The organism is Pseudomonadota bacterium, from assembly GCA_022361155.1.
In the GTDB taxonomy this organism is placed as follows: domain Bacteria; phylum Myxococcota_A; class Polyangia; order Polyangiales; family JAKSBK01; genus JAKSBK01.
The window spans coordinates 1-5659 of record JAKSBK010000072.1 but is presented as its reverse complement, the minus strand read 5'-3'; the positions used below and the strand labels follow the sequence as shown (position 1 = coordinate 5659).

The 5659-nt window shown below is 66.5% G+C and carries 5 protein-coding genes; 1 reads left to right on the top strand and 4 read right to left on the bottom strand.

From position 1 onward, the window contains the following. From MJD61_01960 to MJD61_01950, 3 genes are all read right to left on the bottom strand, one after another. The coding region (locus MJD61_01960; protein MCG8554043.1) for a DUF4955 domain-containing protein at positions 1-2687 on the bottom strand (2687 nt) is incomplete at its 3' end. Positions 2688-2759: 72 nt separating this feature from the next. Continuing rightward, the gene (locus MJD61_01955) at positions 2760-3038 is read right to left on the bottom strand and encodes a hypothetical protein (GenBank protein MCG8554042.1); all 279 of its coding nucleotides are present in this window, start codon (positions 3036-3038) and stop codon (positions 2760-2762) included. Positions 3039-3220: 182 nt separating this feature from the next. Further along, the gene (locus MJD61_01950) at positions 3221-4036 is read right to left on the bottom strand and encodes an NmrA family transcriptional regulator (GenBank protein ID MCG8554041.1); all 816 of its coding nucleotides are present in this window, start codon (positions 4034-4036) and stop codon (positions 3221-3223) included. A gap of 100 nt (positions 4037-4136) precedes the next feature. On the opposite strand from MJD61_01950, the gene MJD61_01945 reads away from it, so the two are divergent. Further along, entirely contained in the window at positions 4137-5099 is a 963-nt protein-coding gene (locus tag MJD61_01945; protein ID MCG8554040.1) for a LysR family transcriptional regulator, read from the top strand. A 162-nt stretch (positions 5100-5261) separates the two neighbouring features. On the opposite strand, the gene MJD61_01940 is transcribed toward MJD61_01945, so the two are convergent. Next, the coding region (locus tag MJD61_01940) for a hypothetical protein (protein MCG8554039.1) at positions 5262-5659 on the bottom strand (398 nt) is incomplete at its 5' end.

Below are 5659 nucleotides of genomic sequence, written 5' to 3'. Positions count from 1 at the left end.
GTGCCCGCGGGCAGGTGGATTCGGTAACTGCGGTCGATATCCAACGGCAACTTGGCCGACATGCGGGCATGGCCCATGCGCCGGACCGTGCGCCAAGTGAAGTCGCTGTTCGTGTAGGAGTATTGCGCGTCAGGGAGCGTTGCTACCTGGACCCCGAACTTGCCGAAATAGTCACGGCCGGAGCCGGACGGCGCCACCAGCTCCACGAAATCCAGCCGGCGGCTCGCCCCCAGATCGAACACCAGGCCCTTCACGCCATACCACCGCAAGCCAGCCGGGCCGGTAGCGTCCTGGGTCAGGTTACCGTCGACGAGGGACCCGCCCACTTGGAGGTTCGCTGGGTCGTCCACGCTGGGCTGCACCAACGGGCGCTCGATGGCACGAACCGCCTGATGGTAGCTCGCCGGGTCACTGTAGACGACCATGTTGCTGGCCTTGTATATGTCGCCGTATTTCAGGGATCGGGGCTGAAGCCAGGCGCCCGTTATCGTGTGATAGATGGGCCCGCCACCCGGCGGCTCGGCAAAGAGATAGAGCGGCTCACTCGAAAACTCCTCGCCGAGGGAATTCACCAGCACGAGGCGAAAGCGCCAGGGACCGGGCGCCGGTGGCGTCCAGACGATGCTCTGAACGTTGGGGTCGGCGCTCTGACCCATGACCAGCTCGGGAAAGTCCAGGTCATGTCCCGGGGCCGCGCGGAGCTCGAGCCGCAGTAGATGCCGGCGGTTGAACCTTGGATGCAAGCGCACGCCGACGTTCACCGGTGTCCCTGCGGGGAAGCGTTGATCGTTGCCCGGCGAGTCGATGTCCACCTGGCTGTAGCGCGTAATCTGCTCGAAGCTGTGGCTGCGCTCGCACAGCCAGCGCGGCACGCTACCCAGGCGCGCTCGCAGCTGCCCTTCGAACAGCGACTGCGGAGTCATGGGCTGGCCAGGCGACTCGTACCTTTCAAGATCCGTGGCGATGTCCCGGATCGCGAGCGGCGTGCCATGCAGGCCCAGCACCCAGGGACGCATGATCTTGTCTGGCCAGAAGTCGACCTCGGCCCCATCCAGCGAGGTCGAGGTGTATCGCCCGCCCACATGCACGCCGCTGTTCCTGGGTACGAACCAAGACTGGTTCCAGTTCCAGAACACGGTGAACTTGGATTGATGGGGCGGTGCGCCACCGAACCTATGCAGCGATAGATCACCCTCGTTCATATCGTACAGAGTGGCCTGCGGATAACCGGCGTGCCCTTCTGGACCGCCAAACTGGTTGCAGCGATGGTAGACTGTGGAGAACGCACTGTCGGTCGCGCCGAAGCCATGGTGGACGGCCGTAGCCTCGCGAATGAACGAGGCTTGATTGCCGTAGGAGTTGCCCTGGGTGGTGACGCTGTAGTGACCGCTGTTGCCTTCGAACAGCACGTCGTAGGTTACGTTGTTCTTTCCGTTACGGCCCCAGAACAGACCGTGGGTTCCCCCGCGCATGCGCACCCGCCTGACCCAGCTCTCGCGCACGTCCCACAGTCCGAGGAACTTGTACCCCTCCGTGGCCCGGTTGAAGAAATGCCAGTAGTGGTCGCGGTAGTTCGATACAAACGCCAGGTCCTCGACCCCGACGTCATGCATGAACTCTTCGTTCAGCGCGAAGATGCGCATCAACTTGGGGCCACCCTCGAGTGTTGGTGAGACGAACTTGAAGTCCGCCTGGATGGGTTCCTTGAAGCGGACCGTGGTCCCCGAGATGGACTCGATCTCGTGGGTGGACAGGAAGTCCGAGCGCCAGACCTTGCGCATGCCCGAGCCCCAGTCGAAGTACTTGCGAATCGCCGCCTCGTCGCCGAGCGGCTGGAAAAAGGCCCGCCACTCGGGCCACGTGTCAGGCAGCGTCCCGCTGAGACGCACGATATCCCCTGGGCGCAGCTTCGAGGGGTCGGTTACCTGGATCTCCCGCTGGCCGCGATCGGGCGGCACGCCAAGGGTGGCCAGCATCTCGGAACCTCGCCAGTTCACGGTAGGGTCACGCTCGGGCCAGAAATGCAGCGCGAAGCCCTTGTCGCTCTCGCTCGCAACAAAGAGCTCGGTGCCGCCGGTGTACATGCCCGCGCCCTTGACCACGATTTGGCTCCTGCGGATGCGGATGGGCTCGGCGCCGACCTCTTGAAAGCCACGCAGCACGAAGCGTCCAGCCAGAAAATAGACCACGGTCGGGCCGGGATGTGCTTCGGCGGCGGCGATCGCGGCTTCGATCGCCACACGGTCGGGAAGGCCATCGTTGGGTATGGCGCCAAACTGCATCACGTCGAAGTAGGTGTGGCTCATCGGCGTGACCAGAGGAGGCTCCTCCGCCTGCGAGTTTCTGCCCGAGAAGGAAAAGTCGGGCCCCGCGAAGTTGAACACCGGGTCGGGCTCGATGCACGTGCCCCCGCCGCTTGCACCCCCCAAACCGGGAACCCCGGCCAGGCCGACCCCCCCGGATCCGCTTGTGCCGGTAGCGCCCCCCGCACCTGGACCGACGGCGCCTGCAGCGCCAGCGCCGGGACTCCCTCCCGGTCCCACGGCGCCAGGACCGCTTGCGCCGGCGCCGGCCCTACCAGGATCGGGCGGCCCGAGGGCAGGGGAGCCGCGGTCCGCGCACGAAAGCGCCAAACTGCCGAATACGAACGTAACGAGGCCAATGCGCATACTCGAGCCCAAGGTCATGTCTGCTCCCTACGGCCGTAAGAGCCAGCGGGAATCCATCATAACCCCTGGCAAGCGGTTACTAAGCGGTTACTAGTTCCTGCTGAGCACGAGGGTCGGGGGGATCGTCATGGTCATGCCCATGCCCGGCGTCATCTCCAGCATGGTCTGCAAGCGCAGGACGTCACCCTGTACGCAGTAGCTGAGGACATTGGCAGTATCCGGCGGCATGCCGAGCGATAACTTTCCGCCGGTAGCGGACCAAGCGCCGTTCTCCGACTCCAGCGTTGGTGTGACCTCGAAGGAGCAGTTGCAGGCACTGGTCCCGGAGCAACTGGCGGACTGGAAGGGGCTAGCGGCGGTGCTGGTCATCGCCGATAGAGCATTGATTTGCCCTTCGCCGTCCCAAGTGTGCGGGCAGCCATAGGCAGCGACGCTGTTGAGACCCCCGCGCGGGCGCAGCGGACTCGTCCAAGCGTAGCCGTGCGAAGTGCGGTGTCAAACACGTCCGCAGCTCGATCCGATCACCGACGTTCCCGAGCCTCTGATCGACGTCATCGGAGCACTTCGGCTGCGGTCTGAACGAAGTCGCGGAAGTCGCGCGCTCGACGGCCGAGGACAAGCTCGACGTCGCCGGTGACGTTGGCGTTGTGACCGTCGAGGAGGAAGCGGAACAGGTCGATGAAGAATTCGACCACCGGCAGTGGGTAGTGCTCGGCGAGTCCGCGCGCGTATTGCTCGAAGGTCACCGGCACGTAGCGGAGCGGACGGCCGGCGGCGCGGGCGAGTTCGGCTGTTGCCTCCCCGAAGGTGATGAGCCGGGGGCCGGTCAGGTCGTAGGTCCGGCCGGCGTGGACGTCGTCGGTGAGCGCGGCAACGGCGACATCGGCGATGTCGTCGCAATCGATGAAGGGCTCGCGGACGTGGCCGGCGGGGAAAACGATGGCGCCGCCCTGGGGCGCGAGCAGGCCCTCGCTGAAGTTCTGCATGAAGAACGCACACTCGAGGATGGTCCAGGCGGCACCCGACGCGCGGACCGCGTCCTCCGCCGCGTGAACCTGCGGCTCACCGCGTCCAGCGAGGAGAACGATCTTCTCGACGCCTCCGCCGGCCGCGACGGCGCACAGGCGGCGGACGTGCTCGGCGGCGCCGGGAACTGCGAGGTCGGGGTGATAGGTGACGTAGAGCGCACCGGCGCCAGCGAGGGCGGGGCCCCAAGTCGCCTCATCGTCCCAGTCGAACCGCACCTCGGCTGAGGGTGACACGGCCCGGAACGGCAGGTCCGCGGCGCGGAGCCGCTCGGCAACACGCCGCCCGGTCTTGCCCTTGCCGCCCACAATCACGGTTGTCTGTCTTTTGTTGTTCTTCATTGTTGTTTCTCCTGCCGGGACTCTTGGCGCCCGACAGAGCGACCATGACAGTTGCGTTGATGACTGGCTACAGGCAGAAAATCAAAGTATCATTGCATCTGTGCATAGAAACGATCCGCCGGCTGCGCGCCTTCACTGGGACGACGTGAGGCTGTTCCTCGCTCTCTGCCGCGCGCGCACGCTCGGTGAGGCCGCGCGCACGCTCCAGGTCGACCAGTCAACCGTGTCACGGCGCCTCGCTGCACTGGAGGAGACGCTCGCGGCGTCGCTATTTGACCGCGGTCGTAGCGGGATTTCGGCTACCGAAGCTGCGGAGCGACTCCTGCCTGTGGCCGAGGAGATCGAGCATGCGATGGCGCGCTTTGGCAGCGCCGCCGAGTCCCTCGAGCGCGAGGTGTCCGGACTGGTCCGCGTCGCCTGCCCACCCGATGCCGCCGAAGTGCTCATCGCCCCGCACCTGACTGCGCTGTTGGCCAGCTATCCTGGTTTGCGCCTCGATCTGCAGGCCGGCGAAGGCGTGGTGGACATCGCACGGAGGGCCGCCGACATCGCGCTACGCACGGCGCGGCCGGACACCGGCGACTTGATCGTGCGGACCCTGGCGCTCGTCGACTGGGTACTGGCTGCGACGCCGCGGCTCGCCCAGGTTCTTGGGACGCTGCGTTCGTGGCGCGACGTCCCGTGGGTCACCTGGGGCGACCGCTTCGCCCACCTCCCCGCGGCGCGCTGGGTGCGCGAGCACGCGGAGGTCGATCCTCTGCTGCGTTCGGACAGCTTGCGCGTTCAGATAGCGGTAGTTTCCACCGGTCTAGGGGCCGCGCTCATCCCATCGCAGAGCATCGCCCACTATGGGCTGGCGCCTGTGAAAGTCGGCGCGAAGCTGCGGCGCTCGATGGCGCCATGGCCCCGCGACGACCTCTTCCTCGTAACGCATCGAGCCCTCCGCAATGTCCCCCGGGTGAGCGCGGTCTGGGACTTTCTTGTCGAGCATGCGGCGTGGGCAGCAACGGCCGCTCCATCACCCGCACGCGGGTCGCCGGCACCCGGGCCGGCCGTGCGCTGACGGAACCGGATGAGACCGCCGTCGAACCACCCGGCCAGGCGCGCATCGACCTACCGGACCTCGCACCTTTGCGTGGCTCCTAATAACGGTCTTTGTCGCCTTCGGGAGAGACCACACTGTAGGCTCCGGCTACGATAGCCGGCTTTGCAACAAACTAGGGGCTCATCTCCGCGGGCCGCGCCGAAGGCTGCGCCAACCCAGCAAGGCGAGCACGATCAGCCAGCACGACCCCGGCGCGCTCGAGCCCGGCCAGGCAGCGCTGCAAAGCGCGCCCCCGGCAATGCCCACGTTCGGCGGAGGCGGCCCGGGAGTCGGATCCAGGGGCCCTAACGGCGGCGTTCCAGGATCTACCGGCGGCATGCCCGGCGGTGGCTCCAGGGGATCCAGGTAATCGGGGTCGCCGTCGCCGTCGATATCACCCCGCCCCTCGACCTGATCCAGGAGCCCGTCCCCATCCGCCTCGGTGTCGAGCCAGTTGGGCGTGCCATCGCGGTCCACGTCCTGGTTGGGTCCGCCGCTGAGCATGACGCCGTCGCGGTACTCGGTCGCCGTCGGCAGCG